Origin of the sequence: Streptomyces sp. NPDC025273 (genome assembly GCF_040638585.1) — a bacterium.
GTDB classification, from domain to species: domain Bacteria; phylum Actinomycetota; class Actinomycetes; order Streptomycetales; family Streptomycetaceae; genus Streptomyces; species Streptomyces cinereorectus.
The window spans coordinates 187,408-205,386 of the sequence record NZ_JBEZYP010000008.1 but is presented as its reverse complement, the minus strand read 5'-3'; the positions used below and the strand labels follow the sequence as shown (position 1 = coordinate 205,386).

Genomic DNA, 17,979 nt, shown 5'->3' with positions numbered 1-17,979 from the left:
CCGCCTGCTTCCGATCGCCGCCCTGACGCTGGCGGGTGCGCTCGCCCTGCCCGGCTGCGAGTTCACGGGCGGTCCGGCCGACACGGCGCCCGGCCCCGTCCCGGCGGGATCGGCGCTGCGGGCCACCGACGGCCTGACGGTGAAGGGCCGGGCGCCGAAGACGGGGTACGAGCGCGACGCGTTCGGATCCGGCTGGCTCGATACCGACGACAACGGGTGCGGAACCCGGGACGACATACTCGCCGAGCAGCTCGACGACGTCTCCCGGGACTCCGACGGATGCAAGGTGCTGAGTGGGGTCCTCGACCCGGAGCCCTACACCGGAGGCCGCGTCACCTTCGAACGCGGGCGCAGCAAGGTCGACATAGACCACCTCGTCGCCCTGTCCGACGCCTGGCAGAAGGGCGCGCAGAAGTGGAGCGACGCCAAGAGACGGGCCTTCGCGAACGATCCGCTCAACCTCGTCGCGGCCGACTCCTCCGCCAACCGGCGCAAGGGGGACGGGGACACCGCGACCTGGCTGCCCCCCAACACGGCGTACCGCTGCACCTATGTGGCGGGACAGGTCGCGGTCAAGAAGAAGTACGGGCTGTGGGTGACCCGGGCCGAGAAGGACGCGATGACGAAGGTGCTGAAGGCCTGCCCGGACCGGAAGCTGCCCACCGGCGGCAGCCCCACGGAGGCCGGCACCCGTTGACCGGGGCGGCGGAGCCCGGTGGCACACCCGGGCGCCGCCGCCTCACACCCTTCCGATGCCCAGCGTCGTCTCGGACGGCAACAGCCCGGAGCCGAGCACCTCCACCCACAAGGGCCCCAGCAGCTCCACGAGCCGCTCCTGCTCCGCGGGGTCCAGGGCGTCCCACGGATCCGACGCCAGTTCGTCCGTGCGCCGTTCCACCTCCGCCCGCAACGCCCGTCCGGCGTCCGTGGCCCTCCCGTCCTCCTCCAGCAGCCCGCGCTCCAGGAGACGGGCGCGCGCCGCCGACCACTCCGCCCCGCTCCACCCCCGGCTCGCGAACACCTCCGGGCGCGCCGCTCCGACGGCCGCGAAGGAGACCAGCGACTCGACGGGGCCGAGGCCCGCGGAGACGAGCGCCTCCAGGTGGCCGTCCCCCCGGTGCTCCCGCAGGATCGTCGCGGCCTGCCAGAGCACCAGGTGCGGCGCGTCCGGCCAGGGCAGAGCGGCATTGGCCTGCGCGAGGGGACGGTCCGTCACGTCCGCGGCCTGTGCCGCCCGACGCGCCAGCCCGGCGGCCTCGGCGAACTCCGGGCCGTGCACCCGGTCGGAGAACAGCGACCGGTACATCCGGTCGACGGCCCTCGTCCGGGCGGCCAGCACCGCCTCCGGGGCGGCGACGGACCAGCCGGCCGGCACGTACCCGGCGATCATCGTGGGGCTGAAGCTGAAGAACGTCGCGGCCACCCGGTCGGCCCCGGCCTCCCCGAGCGGCGCCGCGCGCCACGCGAAGTAGCTCGGCCACCGCTCGTCGACGGCGTGGCCGAGGGCGGCCGCCTCCTCGAAGGCTGCGGGCGCGTAGTAGAGAACGGCGTGCAGGGGCTCCAGGAGGTGCCACATCCGGCGCACGCGACCCAGCTCGTCGGACATGTCTCCGCCTTCCGCAGAACGGCTCATCTTGTCACTGACTAGATAGTTCAGCCTGCCTCTCCCCGTCGAACTTGTCAATGACTAGATTCGGCGTACCGTACTGCCCATGAACAGCGAGCGCGTGTACCACCACGGCGACCTGCGGCGCGCCCTCCTCGCCTCCGCCCTGGACGTCATCGCCACGGACGGCCCCGGGGCCCTCTCCCTGCGCGACCTGGCCCGCCGGGCCGGTGTCTCGCACGCCGCCCCGACCCACCACTTCAAGGACCGGACGGGTCTGCTCACCGCCGTCGCCGCCGAGGGCTACGGCCTGTTCGCCGACGCCCTGGCCGACGCCGCCGGCCTGCGGGAACGGGGCGTGGCCTACGTACGGTTCGCGGCAGAGCACCCCGCGCACTTCCAGGTGATGTTCCGCCCCGAACTGCAGCACCCCGACGACCCCCGACTGGTCGCCGCGAAGGCCCGCGCCACCGAAGCGCTGCGCGCCGGGATCTCCGGCCTGCCCGGCACCGCCCGTGGCGACGACGACCGGCTCGCGGGCATCGCCGCCTGGTCCCTCGCCCACGGCTTCGCCACCCTGCTGCTCAGCGGCAACCTGGACGCGCCGGTGGGGGACAGGGACCCCGAGGAGGTCTTCCGGGTCCTCGCCGGCCTCCTTTTCCCTCCGGACGCGGCGGCTACGACCCCAGAATCGTCGTGAGGAACTCCCCTGTCCACGAAAGGAGTTCACGCCCCACCACCGGCTTGCCGCCGATCCTGCCCGCCGTCGGGCGGGGCACCAGGATCTGGTGGGCCGCCGGCTTGATGACCGTCTTCGGGTGCAGCCGCTTCAGCCGCAGCTCCTGCGACTCCCGCAGCTCCACCGGCGCGAACCGGATGTTCGGGCCCTGCAGCACGATCTCGCCGACCCCGCAGGCCCGGGCCAGCATCCGCAGGCCCGCCACCAGCAGGAGGTTCTCCACAGGCTCGGGAAGCTTGCCGTAGCGGTCGGTGAGCTCCTCACGGACGGCCCTGATGTCGTCCTCCGTGTTGGCGGAGGCGATGGCCCGGTACGCCTGGAGGCGCAGCCGCTCCCCGGGGGCGTAGTCGTGCGGGACGTGCGCGTCGACCGGGAGCTCGATCTTGACCTCCAGCGGCGGCTCCTCCTCGACACCACCGTCCACCGCGGCCCGGTAGTCGGCCACCGCCTCGCCCACCATCCGGATGTACAGGTCGAAGCCGACACCGGCGATGTGGCCCGACTGCTCCCCGCCCAGCAGGTTCCCGGCGCCGCGGATCTCCAGGTCCTTCATCGCCACGTACATGCCCGCACCCATCTCGGTGTGCTGGGCGATCGTCGCCAGGCGCTCGTGCGCGGTCTCGGTGAGGGGCTTCTCCGGCGGGTACAGGAAGTAGGAGTAGCCCCGGTCCCGGCCCCGGCCGACCCGGCCGCGCAGCTGATGCAGCTGGGAGAGGCCGAAGTTGTCGCCCCGCTCCACGATCAGCGTGTTCGCGTTGGAGATGTCGATGCCGGACTCGACGATCGTCGTGGAGACGAGCACATCGAACTTCTTCTCCCAGAAGTCGACGACGACCTGCTCCAGCGCGCTTTCGCCCATCTGCCCGTGCGCCGTGGCGATCCGCGCCTCCGGCACGATCTCGCGCAGCCGGGCCGCGGCCCGGTCGATGGACTCGACCCGGTTGTGGATGTAGAACACCTGGCCCTCACGCAGGAGTTCACGCCGGACGGCCGCACCGATCTGCTTCTCCTCGTACGGTCCGACGAAGGTCAGGACGGGGTGCCGCTCCTCCGGGGGCGTCGTGATCGTCGACATCTCGCGGATTCCGGTGACGGCCATCTCGAGCGTACGGGGAATGGGCGTCGCGGACATGGTGAGCACGTCGACGTTGGCGCGGAGCTTCTTCAGCTGCTCCTTGTGCTCGACGCCGAAGCGCTGCTCCTCGTCGACGATGACCAGGCCCAGGTCCTTGAACCTCGTCTCCGACGAGAACAGCCGGTGCGTGCCGATGACCAGGTCGACGGACCCGTCCTTCAGCCCCTCCAGTGTCGCCTTCGACTCGGTGTCCGACTGGAAGCGGCTCAGCGCCCGTACGTTGACGGGGAACTGCGCGTACCGCTCGGTGAACGTGCCGAAGTGCTGCTGGACCAGGAGCGTCGTCGGGACGAGGACGGCGACCTGCTTGCCGTCCTGGACGGCCTTGAAGGCAGCCCGGACCGCGATCTCCGTCTTGCCGTAGCCCACGTCGCCGCAGATCAGCCGGTCCATCGGGACGGACTTCTCCATGTCCTCCTTGACCTCGGCGATCGTGGACAGCTGGTCGGGCGTCTCCGCGTAGGGGAAGGCGTCCTCCAGCTCGCGCTGCCACGGGGTGTCCGGGGCGAAGGCGTGGCCGGGGGCCGCCATCCGCGCGGAGTACAGCTTGATCAGGTCGGCGGCGATCTCCTTGACGGCCTTCTTGGCCCGCTGCTTGGTCTTGGTCCAGTCGGCGCCGCCGAGCCGGTGCAGGGTGGGCGCCTCGCCGCCGACGTACTTGGTGACCTGCTCCAGCTGGTCGGTGGGGATGTAGAGGCGGTCGCCGGGCTGGCCGCGCTTGGCGGGGGCGTACTCGACGAGGAGGTACTCGCGGGTCGCGCCCTGCACCGTGCGCTGCACCATCTCGACGTAGCGGCCGACGCCGTGCTGCTCGTGGACGATGTAGTCGCCGGCCTGGAGGGTCAGCGGGTCGACGGACTTGCGGCGGCGGGCCGGCATCCGGCCCAGGTCCTTGCTCGCGGTGCGCTGACCGGTCAGGTCCGTCTCGGTCAGCACGGCCAGCCGCAGGCCCGGGGCGACGAAGCCGTGGTCGAGGGCGCCGCACGCGACGTGCACGAGGGACGGCGCGATCTCCGCGAGGTCCTGGTCGACGCGGGCCGCGATGCCCTCGCCGCCGAGGACCCCGGCGATACGGGACGCCGTCCCGTGCCCCTCGGTGACGTACACCGTGCGCCAGCCGTCGGCGAGCCAGCCCTTGGTGTCGGCGAGCGCCCGGGCGGTGTCGCCGCGGTACGTCTCCGGCGCGCGCATCCCCAGCTTCAGGGTGTCGTCGTCCAGCTCGTCGTCCGCGGCGAACGGGGACGTGGACCACCACATCATGCCCAGCTCACGGGCGTGGTCGCGGACGTCGGCGATGCCCCGCAGGGAGGCCGCGCCGACATCGATCGGGGCCTCGCCGCCCCCCGCGGTGGCCGCCCAGGACGCCTGGAGGAACTCCTGGCTGGTGGCGACCAGGTCGGCTGCCCGGGTCCGTACCCGCTCCGGGTCGCAGACCAGCGCCATCGAGCCCTCCGGCAGGACGTCGAGCAGCAGCTCCATCTCGTCGACGAGGACCGGCGCGAGGGACTCCATGCCCTCGACGGCGATTCCTTCGGCGATCTTGTTCAGCAGCTCGCCCAGCTCGGGGTGGGCCTCGGCGAGGGCCGCGGCCTTCTCGCGGACGTCCGCGGTGAGCAGCAGCTCCCGGCAGGGCGGCGCCCACAGCCCGTGCTCGGCAACCTCCAGGGACCGCTGGTCGGCGATCTTGAAGTAGCGGATCTCCTCGACGTCGTCCCCCCAGAACTCCACCCGGAGGGGGTGCTCCTCGGTCGGCGGGAAGACGTCCAGGATGCCGCCGCGTACGGCGAACTCGCCGCGCTTCTCGACGAGCTCGACCCGGGCGTACGCGGCCGCCGCGAGCGCGTCCACGACCTGGCCCAGATCGGCGGTCTGCCCGCTGCTCAGCGCCACCGGCTCCAGGTCGCCGAGACCCTTGACCTGCGGCTGGAGCACGGAACGGACCGGAGCGACGACCACGCTGACCGGGCCGGTCTCCGGGTCGTCCTGCCGGGGGTGCGCAAGACGGCGGAGCACGGCGAGGCGGCGGCCCACGGTGTCCGAACGCGGCGAGAGCCGCTCGTGGGGCAGGGTCTCCCAGGAGGGGAACTCCGCGACGGTGTCCGGGGGCAGCAGCGTCCGCAGCGCGGCTGCCAGGTCCTCGGCCTCCCGGCCGGTGGCGGTGACGGCGAGCACGGTCCGCCCGGCCTCGCGGGCCAGAGCGGCCACGGCGAAGGGGCGGGCGGCGGGCGGGCCGACCAGGTCGACGTGGGTCCGGTGGCCGTCGGTGGCGGCCTTCACCGCTTCGGAGAGCGCCGGGTCGGTGACGACGACGTCCAGCAGACCGTGCAGGCTCATGAAGGCATTCCGTCCGGTGGGGCGAGGTGAGCAACGCGAAGGACCCGACACGTAGGACGGGCCGGGGGTTCCAGCGTACGACTCCGGGGTGGGCGCCGCTCCCGCAACGGGAGTCCCGGGCCCTGCGGTCCGCGCAGAAATCCGGCCCGGGGCGTTTGGAGGAACGCCCCGGGGCCGGATCAGGTCATCCTACGTCCGCCGGATTCACCCGTCGGTGGCGATCGCGTTCAGGACGTTCATCCGGCCGGCCCGGAAGGCCGGGACCAGCGCGGCGAACAGTCCGACGAAGGCCGAGGCGACGAACACCGTGAGGATCGTCGGCCACGGGATCTCCAGGACGCCGAGGCCTTCCAGGGCCAGCAGCTTCTGGGCCGAGGTGCCCCAGCCCATGCCCAGGCCGAGGCCGAGCAGGGCGCCGAACAGCGCGATGACCACGGACTCCAGCCGGATCATGCGGCGCAGCTGGCGGCGGGAGAGGCCGATGGCCCGCATCAGGCCGATCTCACGGGTCCGCTCGACCACCGAGAGGGCCAGGGTGTTCACCACTCCGAGCACCGCGACGATGATCGCCAGGGCGAGCAGGCCGTACACGATGTTCAGCAGCTGGCCGATCTGGTCCTTCAGGTCCTGCTTGAAGTCGGCCTGGTTCTGCACCTTGTACTGCGGGTACTCGGCGAGCGCGCCCTTGAGGGCCGCGTACGCCTCCTTCTCCTTGCCGTCCTGGGCCTTGGCGAACATGATCAGGTTCTCGGGCATCCGGTCGGCGGGAACGTACTGCTCGGCGGTCGTGATGTTGGTGTACATCGCGCCCTTGTCCACGTTCGTCTCGTCCGAGGTGATCGCGGCGACCCTCAGCTTCGCCGTCTCGCCGGCCTTGAAGGCGACGGTGATCTCGTCCCCGACCTCGATCCCGTGCCGGACGGCGTAGTCGTCGCCGACCGACATGGCGTTCCTGCCGTACGCGTCGGCCAGATCACCGGCGACCGTCGTGCGCCGCAGGTCGTCCTGGTAGGTCGGGTCCGCGGCGACGAGGCCCTCGTCCTCCGTCTTTCCGTCCGGGGAGGTGAGCTTCGCGCTGACGGCCTTGTAGTCGGTGACGTGCTCGATGCCGGGCACGTTCTTGATGGCCTCCGCCGCCTGCGGGACGACCAGTTGGCCGGTGCTCGACTGGACGATGAAGTCCGTGCCCACCGACTTGTCCAGCTCGTCCGTGGCCGAGGCGACCATGGACGAGCCCACGACCGAGAGGCAGGCCACCAGGGCCAGACCGATCATCAGGGCCGCACCGGTGGCTCCCGTACGCCGCGGGTTGCGCAGGGCGTTGCGCTCCGCCAGCCGGCCGACCGGGCCGAACAGCCGCAGGACGACGACGCTGAGCGCCCGCACCACCACACCGGCCAGCAGCGGGCCGATCACGATGAAGCCGATGAGGGTGAGGACCACGCCCAGGCCCAGGTAGAGCGAGCCCTCGCTCGCCTCGTCCGCCCGCGTCGTCGCCCACAGGCCCGCGGCACCGGCCCCGGTGACGACCAGGCCGGCTCCGGCCCGGATCCAGCCCGACTTCGCGTCCGCCGGGGTCCCGGCGTCACGCAGGGCCGCCATCGGCGAGACCTTGCCCGCCCGGCGGGCCGGGATGTACGCGGCAAGTACGGTCACGACGACGCCGAGCGCGAGCCCGGTGACCGGGGTCGTCCACGCGATGGTGAGGTCCTTGGTGGACAGCTCCATGCCCATGGCACCCATGAGCTTCATCAGCCCGACGGCGAGACCGATCCCGGCGCCGACGCCGAGGACCGATCCGACGATGCCGAGGAGCACCGCTTCCACCAGCACCGACCGGTTGACCTGCTTGCGGCTGGAGCCGATGGCCCGCATCAGGCCGATCTCACGGGTGCGCTGGGCGACCAGCATCGAGAACGTGTTCACGATCAGGAAGATGCCGACGAGGAAGGCGATCCCGGCGAAGCCGAGCATCGCGTACTTCATGACGTCGAGGAAGGACCCCATGGAGTCCTTGTTGGCCGCGGCGGCCTCGTCCTGGGTCTGCAGCGTGTACGAACCCGGGTCGCCCAGGGCCGAGGCGACGTTCTTCTTCAGCAGCGTGTCGTCGACACCGGGTTCGGCCTGGACGGAGATGTGGGTGAAGGCACCGGGCTCGCCGAGGAGCTTGTGCTGGGCGGTCGCCGTGTCGAAGTAGACGACGGCCGCACCCGGGTTGGTCACCGTGAAGGCGGCGATGCCGCTGATCCTCGCCTCGATGTCACCGGTGACGGCGACGGTCCGCAGCTCGTCACCGATCCTCAGGTGGTGCTTCTCGGCGGTGTCGGCGTCGACCATGACCTCGGTCGGGCCGCGCGGCGCGTGACCGGAGGTGATCTCCATGGAACGCAGGTCGTTCCGCGTCCAGTTGCCGGCGATCGTCGGGGCGCCGGTCTCGGAGCCCATGTTCTTGTTGTGGCTGTCGACGACCGTGACGGACATGCTCATGACTCCGCCCTCGGCCTCCTTCACCCCGTCGGCCTTCTCCACCTGTGCGAGGACGGAGGAGGGCAGCGCTTCGGGCCGGCCGTTCTCCGGCAGCTCGTCGGCGCCCTCGGCCGCCTTCGGGCTGACGGTGACATCGGCCGACGACGCCGCGAAGAGCTTGTCGAAGGTGGTGTTCATCGTGTCGGTGAAGACGAGCGTGCCGCACACGAACGCCACCGACAGCAGGACGGCCACAGCGGAGAGCGCCATCCGCCCCTTGTGCGCGAGGAAGTTGCGCGTCGAGGTCTTCCAGACGGTCATGACGTCCGCCCGCGCGCGTCGAAGTCCTTCATACGGTCCAGGACCTGATCGGCCGTCGGGTCGCGCATCTCGTCGACGATGGATCCGTCCGCGAGGTAGAGGACCCGGTCCGCGTAGGAGGCGGCCACCGGGTCGTGGGTGACCATGACGATGGTCTGGCCGAGCTCGTCGACCGACCTGCGCAGGAAGGACAGCACCTCGGCGCCGGCCCGCGAGTCCAGGTTCCCGGTGGGCTCGTCACCGAAGATGATCTCCGGCCGGGCGGCCAGGGCACGGGCCACCGCGACACGCTGCTGCTGGCCGCCGGAGAGCTGTGTCGGCCGGTGCTTCAGCCGGTCGGCGAGACCGACGGTCTCGACGACCTGCTGCAGCCAGCCGGCATCGGGTTTGCGGCCCGCGATGTCCATCGGCAGCGTGATGTTCTCGATCGCGTTGAGCGTCGGGAGCAGGTTGAACGCCTGGAAGATGAAGCCGATACGGTCCCGGCGCAGCTGGGTGAGCTTCTTGTCCTTGAGCCCGGTGATCTCGGTGTCCGCCAGGTGGATCTCGCCCGAGGTCACGGTGTCCAGACCGGCCAGGCAGTGCATGAGCGTCGACTTGCCGGAGCCGGAGGGGCCCATGATCGCCGTGAACCGCCCGCGCTCGATGTCCACATCGACATGGTCGAGCGCGACGACCCGGGTCTCCCCCACGCCGTACGCCTTGACGACCTGCCGCGCTCGCGCAGCGACGGCCGTACGCCCTCCAGTGCCCCCGTGCCTGGGAATGGTTACAGCCGTTGTCACGGTTTTTCTCCTATGTCGGTCGATGCCTGGACGTCTCTGTGTACGTTCCGAGTCTCGGGTGCGAGGGGGGTCCGGCGCGCTGGTGCCCAGCGCAGTCTTCGGGTGGGGTTTTCCCCACCCCGCCCTCTGTGGTCAGCCGCAACGTGCGGTGCAGGAACACGGTAAGGAGCGGGGCGTTCTCGCCACGTCCTCCGGCGGGAGGAACGCTCCCCGGGCTGGACCACGACGCTCCCCCTAGGGGAAGCGGCCCCTGGGCGGAGATCCGGGTAGGGGATCCGGGCAGGGGATCCGTGCGTCGGCCGCGGACCACCCGGCGGAGGTACGGCGACCTGGCGGCCGCACCCCTGACCGGGTGTCCTGGAGGGGGCTCTTTCAGTTCTCCGGCAGTCGGGACCAGAACCGGTCGACGATGTCGTCGAGGTAGCGCCGCCCGTCCTCACCGAAGGCGCTGGCGCTGCCCGCCCTGCTGAGGGTGACGGCCAGGAGCTCCTGGTACTCGTGGTGCATGGCGCGAAGGGTGTCCTGCAGGTCCCGGCGCTCCATGGAGATGAGCCGGGCGATGGGGCGGATGTGGGCCTGCCAGCGGGTGGAGACCGCTTCACCCAGGAGGTGGGCGAGTTCGTCCTCGAGGCCGGTGACGGCGATGAAGTCGCGTGGGGGGAGGTTGAGGAGTCTGCCGAGTTTGGCGGACTGCTGCTTGTCCCCGGCCCACCCGTCGGTCTCTTCCATGTGGGTGTAGGCGTCAAGTCTCAGGCCCGTGGCGCGGGCGACGTCCTCGGCGGGCACGCCACGGGCGATGCGGTGTTCACGCAAGGTGCGGGGACGGCCCATGAGTTCGCCGGGGTTGCACCACAGGGCCCCGGCCAGGGCTGTGAGTTCGGTAGGACTGGGCAGATGGGTGCCGCGTTCCCATGCGATGACGTGGTCGGGGGTGATGTGAACCATGCCGAAGGAGGCTCGCATGCCGTAGGCGACGTGATCGGGGGCCATCCCGAGCTTTTCGCGCAGGGTGCGGGCAGCACGTGCGTTGAAGGGGAGTGGTGGATGCACGCGCGAAGCGTAGGGAGTTGACCCCGTCAATTCCATAGTCGATGTCGCCTGCATCACGGTTTGGCGGGATAGGTCACCAGCGATTTCGCAGGAACCTACAAGAGGTAGTTGAAAACTGAAACTACATTCAATTTCCTGATGTTGCAGCGCAATTGCGAACCGCGGCCCGCCGCGTAATATGCGCTCGCGAGGTGCCACACACGTGTTCGCACACCTGCCTGTCAACCGCTTCAGGCGGCACCGGCCGCACACCCCCGCTCATCTGTAAGCCCAGGAGTCTCAGCCATGCACCCCAGCACGAAAAGCCCGGCAACCGAGCCACCCACCGGGTCCGGCAGTCCACTTGACCGGTTCTTCCGCATCAGTGAACGCGGCTCGACCTACGGCCGTGAAATACGTGGCGGATTCGCTACATTCTTCACCATGGCATACGTCCTGGTGCTCAACCCGATCATCCTCGGGAGCGCCAAGGACAAATTCGGCGAGCAGCTGGATTCCGTCCAACTGGTCACCGCCACCGCCCTGGTGGCCGCCGTAATGACTTTGATCATGGGCGTGGGCGGCAACCTGCCGCTCGCACTGGCCGCGGGCCTGGGCATCAACGCCGTCGTCGCCTTCCAGGTCGCTCCCCTGATGAGCTGGGACGACGCGATGGGCCTCATCGTGCTCGAGGGTCTGCTGATCTGCGTCCTCGTGGTGACAGGCCTGCGCGAGGCCATCATGCACGCCATCCCGCAACCCCTCAAGCAGGCCATCAGCGTAGGCATCGGCCTGTTCATCGCCTTCATCGGCTTCGTGGACGCCGGCTTCGTCACCCGCATCCCGGATGCCGCGAACACCACCGTGCCCGTCCAGCTCGGCACCGGCACCCTCACCGGCTGGCCCATGCTCGTCTTCTGCCTCGGCGTGCTCGTGACGATCGTCCTGCTCGCCCGCAAGGTCAAGGGCGCCATCCTCATCAGCATCGTCCTGATGACCGTCCTCGCGCTCGTCGTCAACGCGGTCGCCGACATCAAGACCTGGGGCCTGACCTCCCCCACCCTGCCCGACCAGCCCGTCGCCGCCCCCGACTTCGGGCTGCTGGGCCAGTTCGACCTGCTCGGCTCGTTCGCACAGGTCAGCATCCTGACCGTGGTCCTGCTCGTCTTCACCCTCGTCCTGTCGGACTTCTTCGACACGATGGGCACCGTCGTCGGCGTCACCGCCGAAGCCGGACTCCTCGACGAGCGCGGCAAGGTCCCCAACCTGGGCCGCGTCCTGCTCATCGACGGCGCGGCGGCCGTCGCCGGCGGCGCCTCCTCCTCGTCGTCCGCCACCGCCTACATCGAGTCCGCCGCGGGTGTCGGCGAAGGCGCCCGCACGGGCTTCGCCAACCTCGTCACCGGCGGCATGTTCGCTCTGGCCCTCTTCTTCACCCCGGTCCTCACCATCGTGCCCCTCCAGGCCGCGGCCCCCGCGCTCGTCGTGGTCGGATTCCTGATGATGACCCAGGTCAAGCACATCGACTGGGACCGCTACGAACTCGCCATCCCCGCGTTCCTCACCATCGTCGTCATGCCGTTCACGTACTCCATCACCAACGGCATCGGCGCGGGCTTCGTCTCCTACGTGGTCATCAAGGCGTGCCTGGGCAAGGCCCGGGAAGTCCACTGGCTGCTCTGGGGCACCGCGGCGCTCTTCCTCGTCTACTTCTGCATCGACCCGCTGGAGCAGGTACTCGGTCTCAAGTAACCGCGTCACCCGCCGTCGGGGTGGCCCGCCCCCGCAGGACCGGGGGCCACCCCGACGGCCGGCACGCGGACGGCCGACGGTACGGAGCGCGCGCCGCATCCGCGAGACCGACGGCCTTCCGCACCGTTCACCGCGATGGTGGCCGAAGCCCACGTTCCGCGGTCCCCGTGTTCAGTCCCCGGCCGGAGCCGTGCGCCCGGTGAGCGCCGCCAGCGAGCTGCGTACGTGCGCCATGTGCGCCCGCGCCTCCTCCCGGCCCTCCTCGTGCTCCCGCAGCACCCGCTCCGTCTCCCGGACCACCCGCTCCTCGGCGACCCGCGCCCCCGACAGCACCTCCGCGGCCCGCGCCTCGGCGTCCTCCTGACCGTGCCGGGCCGCCTCCTCCGTCTCCGAGAGCTCCCGTCGCGCCTGATCCAGCAGTGCCTCGGCCCGCGCCGTCAGCTCCGCCTCCCGTGCCGCCGCGGCGGCCTCGGCGCCGGCGATCTCCGCCTCCGCGGCCTTGGCCCGCTCCGCATGCTCCCGCTCCTGCCGGGCCAGCACGCCGGCCGTCCGACGACGGGTCTGCGCCATCTCCGCCCCGGCGGCCCCACGGATCCCGTCGGCCTGCGCGCGCGCCTCCTCGAAGAGGCCCTCGGCCGTGGCCCGCGCCGCGGCCAGTACCTCCTCCGCCCGGGCGTCGGCGGCCGACCACACCTTCGCGGCGTCCTCACGGGCCGCCCCCCGGGCGGAGCGGCCCGCCGCGTCCGCCGCGTCCCGCAGCTCCTGCGCCGCCTCCAGCGCCGCGCCGTGAAGCGCCTCGGCCTCGGCCTCCGCGAGGGCGAGGATCTGCCGGGCCCGCTTCCCCAGCGAGACGTACGTCTGCGGCGCGAGCGAGGCCACCTCCTCGCCCAGCCGCGCCGACTCGGCCGTCAGCTCCTCGGCCAGGGCCGTCAGCCGGGAGAGCCGCTCCAGGGCCCCGTCCCGCTCCGCCGACAACGCGGCCACGGTACGGTCCACCTGCTCCGGACGGTAACCACGTCCCCGGACGCCGACGACGTCGAACGCGGACACCGGTCCACCACTCATCCCTGAAGCCCTCTTTCCCGCTCGACTCCCCGGCCACCCAGCAATACGTCAAGGATGCGGCAATTGGTGCCGGAAGTCGGAATCGATCAGTCCCTTTCAAGACGGAAGCGACAGGCATCACAGACCCCGCACGCACAGGACGCCCGACCCCACAAGGGGTCCGGGCGTCCTGCACACAACGGGTCAGGTCAGAGCAGTCCGTCCCACATCTGCTCCAGCAGAACCGACCACCAGCTCTCCGGCGAAGCCAGCGCGGCCGGGTCCAGGGCCACCAACTGCGCCTGGAAATCGACCGTCCAACGGCCCGCCTGCTCCGGATTCAGGCCGAAGCGCAGCCGCCACATGCGGCCCAGCAGCGCCATCGACCGCACGAACTCCGGCAGACCCGTGTTCACGAACTGCGGCGGCACGGGCTGCCCGCCGGGACCCGCCTCGACCGGCACGGCCACGATGTTCGCCGTTCCGTACTGCACACAGATCGCCCGGCCGAAGTCGGACCCCATCACCAGATACGAACCCGCGTCCGAGGCCGGCTGCACCTGACGCTGCGTCGCCAGCTCCGCCAGCGTCGGCACCACGGGATGACCCGGCTGCGCCCAGAAGAAGGGACCGAAGTCGGCGGGCAGACCCGCCCACACCAGTGTCCGCGCCACGACCTCGGGCACGCCCTGACGGGACACCGCCCGCTGGTCGAAGCGGAGCACGCCCTGCGGACCGAAAGCCCCGAGCAGCTCCTCGGCCAGCGCCTCCGGCGGTACGGCGAGGGCGGGCGGCATCTGCGGCAGCGGCGCCCGCACCGGGGCCGGCCGCGCCGGACCGTCGGCGACCTGGTGCAGCTCGCCCTGATGCGTCAGCAGATGCTGCATGCCCTGCTGGCGGCTCGCGTGATCCGTGCCGTACGGGGCGACGCTGGTGATCCGGACCTGCGGCCAGGTCTCCCGGATCATCCGCGCGCAGTAACCACCGGGCAGCTCGCAGGACGCCAGCTCCGTGTGCAGCTCGATGACCTGCTGCGGCGGCACGTTCATCCCGCGCAGCTCGTGCAGCATCTGCCACTCGGGATGCGGCGTACCCGGCGCCGAACGCCGGATCAGCTGCTGCTCACTGCCGTCGGGCGCGCGGAAGCGCAGCACCGCCTGGTAGCCCGGACCGACCGTGGGCCGACCGGACGGCTGCTGCGGGTAGCCGTAGGCCGGGGGCGGCGGCGTGTGCGGGCCCTGCGCACCGGGCGGAGGACCGGGCGGACCGGGCGGCTGCACAGCCCCGGGCACGCCGGGAGGACCGGGCGGCGGCGGCGTGCCCGGGACACCGGGCGGACCCGGGGGCCGCAGCGCGTTCGCACCACCGATGCTCGCGTCGGCGAACATCGTCGCGGCCTGGTGCATCCCACCGCCCGGGGGCGGCGTCGCCCCGGGCGGAGGACCGGGAGGACCAGGAGGACCAGGAGGACCGGGGGGACCGGGAGGAGCAGGCGGCTGCGGAGCGCCGGGAGCCCCAGGGGGGCCGAGCTGCGAGACGAGCTGCGTCGGTACGTACCCGCCGGCCGTACCGGGCCCCGACGGCGGCGGAGTCGCACCGGGCGGTGCCCCCGGGGTGCCGGGGGCACTCGGCGGCGGAGGCGTCGAGCCGGTGTTGCGCGCACCGCGCGGCGGCACGACGGCCTTGCTCGTCGCCGCGTCCGCGATGTCGCCCGCGCCCGGCGGCGGGGTGCCCGGGGCACCGGCCTGGGGGTCAAGCCCGGGGACGACCGCGGTCCGGGGCAGCCGGCTGCCACCCGACATCAGGGCCGTGGGCGCCTCGGCCGGCACGACCGGCGGCGGGGTCCCGTCGTCGTCCGACCCGGAGAGCGGCGGCGCGAACACCGTCACCGGCAGCCCCACCGCCCCGTCCTCCGAACCCGCGTTGGTGTCCGTACCGGCCCACGGCGTCGCCCCGGCGGGCACGCCGTCGGACGCGGTGGGCTCGTAGTCCCGCTGCCCGCCCGCGGCCGGCCACGGGGTCGCCCCCGGACCGGCCGGCTCCGCAGGAACGGGAGAAGGGGAGGGCAGGGGCGCGGGGACGGGTGCCGGAGGCGGGTCCGACTCCGCCCGCCGGTCCGGGATCCCCAACTTGTCCGCCGCTTCCTGGAGCCACTCCGGCGGGCTCAGCAGGAACGAGGTCTGATTCAGATCGATGCGCCGCGGTGGCTCCGGAGCGTCCGGCGCCGCGTCGGACACCCCGTACTCCTCCTCGTACCGCCGGATGACCTCGCCGACGGGCAGTCCGGGCCACAGGGTGGCCTCACCGCTGTCACGCGCGATCACCAGCCGCTGGCGGCCCCCGTCCGAGACCGGGCCCTCCGCCCGGTCCTCGGCCCACACCACGAAGCCCAGCTCGAACTCACGGACCCGCACCTCACGGTGCTGATAGGCGGGCACGTCACCGTTGACCCACTCGTCCGCCCGCTCCTGTGCCTGCGCGAAAGTCACCACCGCGCTCACCCCTCCACCGGGACGGCCTGCGCGAAGCCGCCGTCCACCATCAGGTTCGCCACGGTCTCCAGCTCCGGGGGGTTACCCGCGAGGCGCTGGAGGAAGGCGTCGAAGTCCGTACCGCAGGGCAGCAGGAGCCGCTCCACCCGCTCCTGCACGCTCCAGCCGTCCTGGTCCCTGGCGTCGTCGTACGCGCAGAACCACACCGAGCCCACGTCGGCGCCGCGCACCTTCACGGCGATGATGCCGCCCTGGACGAAACCGACGCCCAGAAAGTCCTTGGTGAAGTGGTCCCGCAGGCACTTGTTGACGTACACCAGGTCGTTCATGGCGGCCTCTTCGCGCACCGTGAAGAACGGCTGGTCGACCAGCAGGCCGAGCTCCGCGTCCAGCGCGGCGCCGACCGGGGCACAACCGCCGGCCGCCTTCAGGAACGAGCGGTACGCACCGGGGAGCCGGTAGCCGAGGTCCTCCTCGACACCCAGGACCTGCTGCTCGCTCACCGCCACCGCGCCCTTCGGCAGCCGGAAGTGGGCGGGCCTGGTCTCCTGCAGCGGCCGGGTCCCCCGCCGGTTCTGGTCCACCGAGGTGGTCGCCAGGCCGCCGTGATGACGCAGCAGCGCCTTCACCTCGACCGGGACGAGCTCCATCCGCCGGCCGCCCGGCACGTGATGCCATGTCCAGCCGTGCGGAGTGGCCACCGCCGGGATCGTGTCCCACAGCTCGTGCCCGCTCGCCGCCATGGCCGCGTTCGCCGACACGTAGTCCGTGAGCCGCAGCTCGTCGATCCCGAATCCCGGCGGAGGATCAGCGATCTCCGCAGCGGCCCGCGCGTACGGCGAAAGCACCGGGTAGCCGTTCTCGTCCACGCGCACACCCCTGGGGTGGCGGGAGGCCCGGACCGGGTCCGGGAAGTGCACGACCTGCCCGGCGTAGGCCGCGTTCGGTGGCGCGGCTTGCTGCCCGAGCCGACCTGTCGTCATGGCGGTTGCCCCCTGCTGCGTCTGGTGTTCCGCACAGCCTATGCGGTGGGGCGCCAAGGGCTCCCGCTCCTCCGCAACCCTTCACCGAACGTCACCGCCGCGTGACGGACACGCGACGATCGGGCCACCGGGCCGCGACACGCAGACACGTATCAGCGACCCAGCTTCCCCACCACCCTGCATATTTGGCAGGCTGTCCCCCGCAACTCGGGGGATTGCGGGAGGGACGTCCACACCATGCACTCTGTACGAACAGTCACATCCGGAGATCCGCGACTCAGCTGGAGCAGCACCGAACCCAGCCGCGCGCCACGACTGCACCACCGCCGCGACGGCATCCTGCCGGCCGTGGCCGCGGCCCTGTCCGTACGCGGCGAGACACTGACCTGCACCGCCGGCAAGGGGGACCAGCCGCCGGTGCTGCACCCACTCGTCCAGGACTTCCTCGACACCCTCACCAGCGGCCAGCGCGAACGCTTCACCGGACGCTGCCCCGAGGCGATACTGCTCTCCCGCCAGCTCACCGCCGCCGAGAGCGGCCGCTCCAAGCGCGCCCAGCGCAAGCCCCTCACCAGCGGGGAAGCCCGCCGCGCGCTCAAGCACGCCCGGCTCACCGCCCGGCACATCCGCGAGGACGGCGACCCGCTGCACGGCAGCTACGCGCGTCCCTGCCGCTCCTGCACGGAGATGCTCGCGCACTTCGGCGTACGCCCCGTCGACCTCACCACCGCCGGTGCGGCGACCACCGCCGAGAAGGGCTGAGCACACAGCGATGCGCAACCGACCCGACGTACCCGCCCAGCAGGACCGCGCCTCCTCCACCCGCTTCCCCGTCGGCGTCGACGCCGCCCTGCGGCAGGCCGGCTGGGAGCCGGGACGCCGGGACATCCGGCAGGCCGAGGAATGGGCCGACGCCCTGCGCTCCCACGCCTCGCCGGCCGGACACCAGCACGCGGTCTTCCCGGCGGCGGTCGAGGCCTGGGCCGAGTTCGGCGGACTGCGCATCACCGCGTCCGCGCCCGGCCGCCAGATCGCACCGGCCACGGTCCGCATCGACCCGATGGGCGGGCTGCACCTCGCCCGGACGCTCGGGGACCTCGGACGCGCGCTGCGGACCGAGGTCGCACCACTCGGCGAGGAAGGGGACGGGCAGGCGGTGCTCGCGATCGACACCGAGGGGCGGGTCTACTCCATCGACCACACCGGGGACTGGTACCTCGGACCCGATATCGACCGGGCCCTCGCGACCCTGGTGACCGGGGTGCAGCCGGAGCGGCTCACCCCCGGCTGACC

Annotated in this window: 13 protein-coding genes; 5 read left to right on the top strand and 8 right to left on the bottom strand. The window is 71.8% G+C overall.

Annotation, left to right across the window (positions count from 1 at the left end; genetic code table 11):
• The first annotated feature begins 46 nt into the window (after window positions 1-46).
• Complete coding sequence (locus AB0F38_RS16105; protein WP_361892937.1) at window positions 47-697, top strand: HNH endonuclease family protein; 651 nt, start codon at window positions 47-49, stop codon at window positions 695-697.
• A 42-nt stretch (window positions 698-739) separates the two neighbouring features.
• Here AB0F38_RS16105 and AB0F38_RS16100 read toward each other — a convergent pair whose 3' ends face one another.
• Entirely contained in the window at window positions 740-1,606 is an 867-nt protein-coding gene (locus AB0F38_RS16100; RefSeq protein WP_361892696.1) for a hypothetical protein, read from the bottom strand.
• Window positions 1,607-1,712: 106 nt separating this feature from the next.
• Between AB0F38_RS16100 and AB0F38_RS16095 the strand changes: the two genes are divergently transcribed.
• A complete protein-coding gene (locus tag AB0F38_RS16095) occupies window positions 1,713-2,306 on the top strand; it encodes a TetR/AcrR family transcriptional regulator (RefSeq protein ID WP_361892693.1) in 594 nt (197 codons plus the stop codon).
• Here AB0F38_RS16095 and mfd read toward each other — a convergent pair.
• The 4 genes from mfd to AB0F38_RS16075 all read right to left on the bottom strand — a co-directional run bounded on the left by mfd (window position 2,284) and on the right by AB0F38_RS16075 (window position 10,436).
• Entirely contained in the window at window positions 2,284-5,814 is a 3,531-nt protein-coding gene (gene mfd, locus AB0F38_RS16090; RefSeq protein ID WP_361892690.1) for a transcription-repair coupling factor, read from the bottom strand. The genes AB0F38_RS16095 and mfd overlap by 23 nt on opposite strands.
• A gap of 204 nt (window positions 5,815-6,018) precedes the next feature.
• A complete protein-coding gene (locus tag AB0F38_RS16085) occupies window positions 6,019-8,601 on the bottom strand; it encodes an FtsX-like permease family protein (protein ID WP_361892687.1) in 2,583 nt (860 codons plus the stop codon).
• Window positions 8,598-9,386 carry an ABC transporter ATP-binding protein gene (locus AB0F38_RS16080; RefSeq protein ID WP_361892684.1) on the bottom strand — a complete coding sequence of 263 codons (789 nt, stop codon included), beginning with the start codon at window positions 9,384-9,386 and terminating at the stop codon, window positions 8,598-8,600. Before AB0F38_RS16080 ends, AB0F38_RS16085 begins: the two co-directional genes overlap by 4 nt.
• A 372-nt stretch (window positions 9,387-9,758) precedes the next feature.
• Window positions 9,759-10,436: a helix-turn-helix transcriptional regulator gene (locus tag AB0F38_RS16075; protein WP_361892681.1), complete on the bottom strand. Its 678-nt coding sequence runs from the start codon at window positions 10,434-10,436 to the stop codon at window positions 9,759-9,761.
• A 285-nt stretch (window positions 10,437-10,721) separates the two neighbouring features.
• On the opposite strand from AB0F38_RS16075, the gene AB0F38_RS16070 reads away from it, so the two are divergent.
• Window positions 10,722-12,167, top strand: a complete 1,446-nt coding sequence (locus AB0F38_RS16070; protein ID WP_361892678.1) for an NCS2 family permease — start codon at window positions 10,722-10,724, stop codon at window positions 12,165-12,167.
• Between the two features lie 171 nt (window positions 12,168-12,338).
• On the opposite strand, the gene AB0F38_RS16065 is transcribed toward AB0F38_RS16070, so the two are convergent.
• From AB0F38_RS16065 to AB0F38_RS16055, 3 genes are all read right to left on the bottom strand, one after another.
• Window positions 12,339-13,232: a cellulose-binding protein gene (locus AB0F38_RS16065; protein WP_361892675.1), complete on the bottom strand. Its 894-nt coding sequence runs from the start codon at window positions 13,230-13,232 to the stop codon at window positions 12,339-12,341.
• A 188-nt stretch (window positions 13,233-13,420) separates the two neighbouring features.
• Window positions 13,421-15,712, bottom strand: a complete 2,292-nt coding sequence (locus tag AB0F38_RS16060; protein ID WP_361892672.1) for an SUKH-4 family immunity protein — start codon at window positions 15,710-15,712, stop codon at window positions 13,421-13,423.
• The gene (locus tag AB0F38_RS16055; RefSeq protein WP_361892669.1) at window positions 15,709-16,686 is read right to left on the bottom strand and encodes an SMI1/KNR4 family protein; all 978 of its coding nucleotides are present in this window, start codon (window positions 16,684-16,686) and stop codon (window positions 15,709-15,711) included. The genes AB0F38_RS16060 and AB0F38_RS16055 overlap by 4 nt, the downstream gene beginning before the upstream one ends.
• Before the next feature lie 237 nt (window positions 16,687-16,923).
• Here AB0F38_RS16055 and AB0F38_RS16050 point away from each other — a divergent pair, with 237 nt between their 5' ends.
• Both AB0F38_RS16050 and AB0F38_RS16045 read left to right on the top strand, forming a co-directional pair.
• Entirely contained in the window at window positions 16,924-17,448 is a 525-nt protein-coding gene (locus AB0F38_RS16050; protein WP_361892666.1) for a YwqJ-related putative deaminase, read from the top strand.
• A gap of 10 nt (window positions 17,449-17,458) precedes the next feature.
• The gene (locus tag AB0F38_RS16045) at window positions 17,459-17,977 is read left to right on the top strand and encodes an SUKH-3 domain-containing protein (RefSeq protein ID WP_361892663.1); all 519 of its coding nucleotides are present in this window, start codon (window positions 17,459-17,461) and stop codon (window positions 17,975-17,977) included.
• Window positions 17,978-17,979: the final 2 nt, after the last annotated feature.

Excerpts from the sequence above, each read along its gene's own strand:
- AB0F38_RS16100 (WP_361892696.1), bottom strand. The coding sequence starts at position 1,606 with ATGTCCGACGAGCTGGGTCGCGTGCGCCGGATGTGGCACCTCCTGGAG.
- AB0F38_RS16095 (WP_361892693.1), top strand. The coding sequence starts at position 1,713 with ATGAACAGCGAGCGCGTGTACCACCACGGCGACCTGCGGCGCGCCCTC.
- mfd (WP_361892690.1), bottom strand. The coding sequence starts at position 5,814 with ATGAGCCTGCACGGTCTGCTGGACGTCGTCGTCACCGACCCGGCGCTC.
- AB0F38_RS16085 (WP_361892687.1), bottom strand. The coding sequence starts at position 8,601 with ATGACCGTCTGGAAGACCTCGACGCGCAACTTCCTCGCGCACAAGGGG.
- AB0F38_RS16070 (WP_361892678.1), top strand. The coding sequence starts at position 10,722 with ATGCACCCCAGCACGAAAAGCCCGGCAACCGAGCCACCCACCGGGTCC.
- AB0F38_RS16065 (WP_361892675.1), bottom strand. The coding sequence starts at position 13,232 with ATGAGTGGTGGACCGGTGTCCGCGTTCGACGTCGTCGGCGTCCGGGGA.
- AB0F38_RS16055 (WP_361892669.1), bottom strand. The coding sequence starts at position 16,686 with ATGACGACAGGTCGGCTCGGGCAGCAAGCCGCGCCACCGAACGCGGCC.
- AB0F38_RS16050 (WP_361892666.1), top strand. The coding sequence starts at position 16,924 with ATGCACTCTGTACGAACAGTCACATCCGGAGATCCGCGACTCAGCTGG.
- AB0F38_RS16045 (WP_361892663.1), top strand. The coding sequence starts at position 17,459 with ATGCGCAACCGACCCGACGTACCCGCCCAGCAGGACCGCGCCTCCTCC.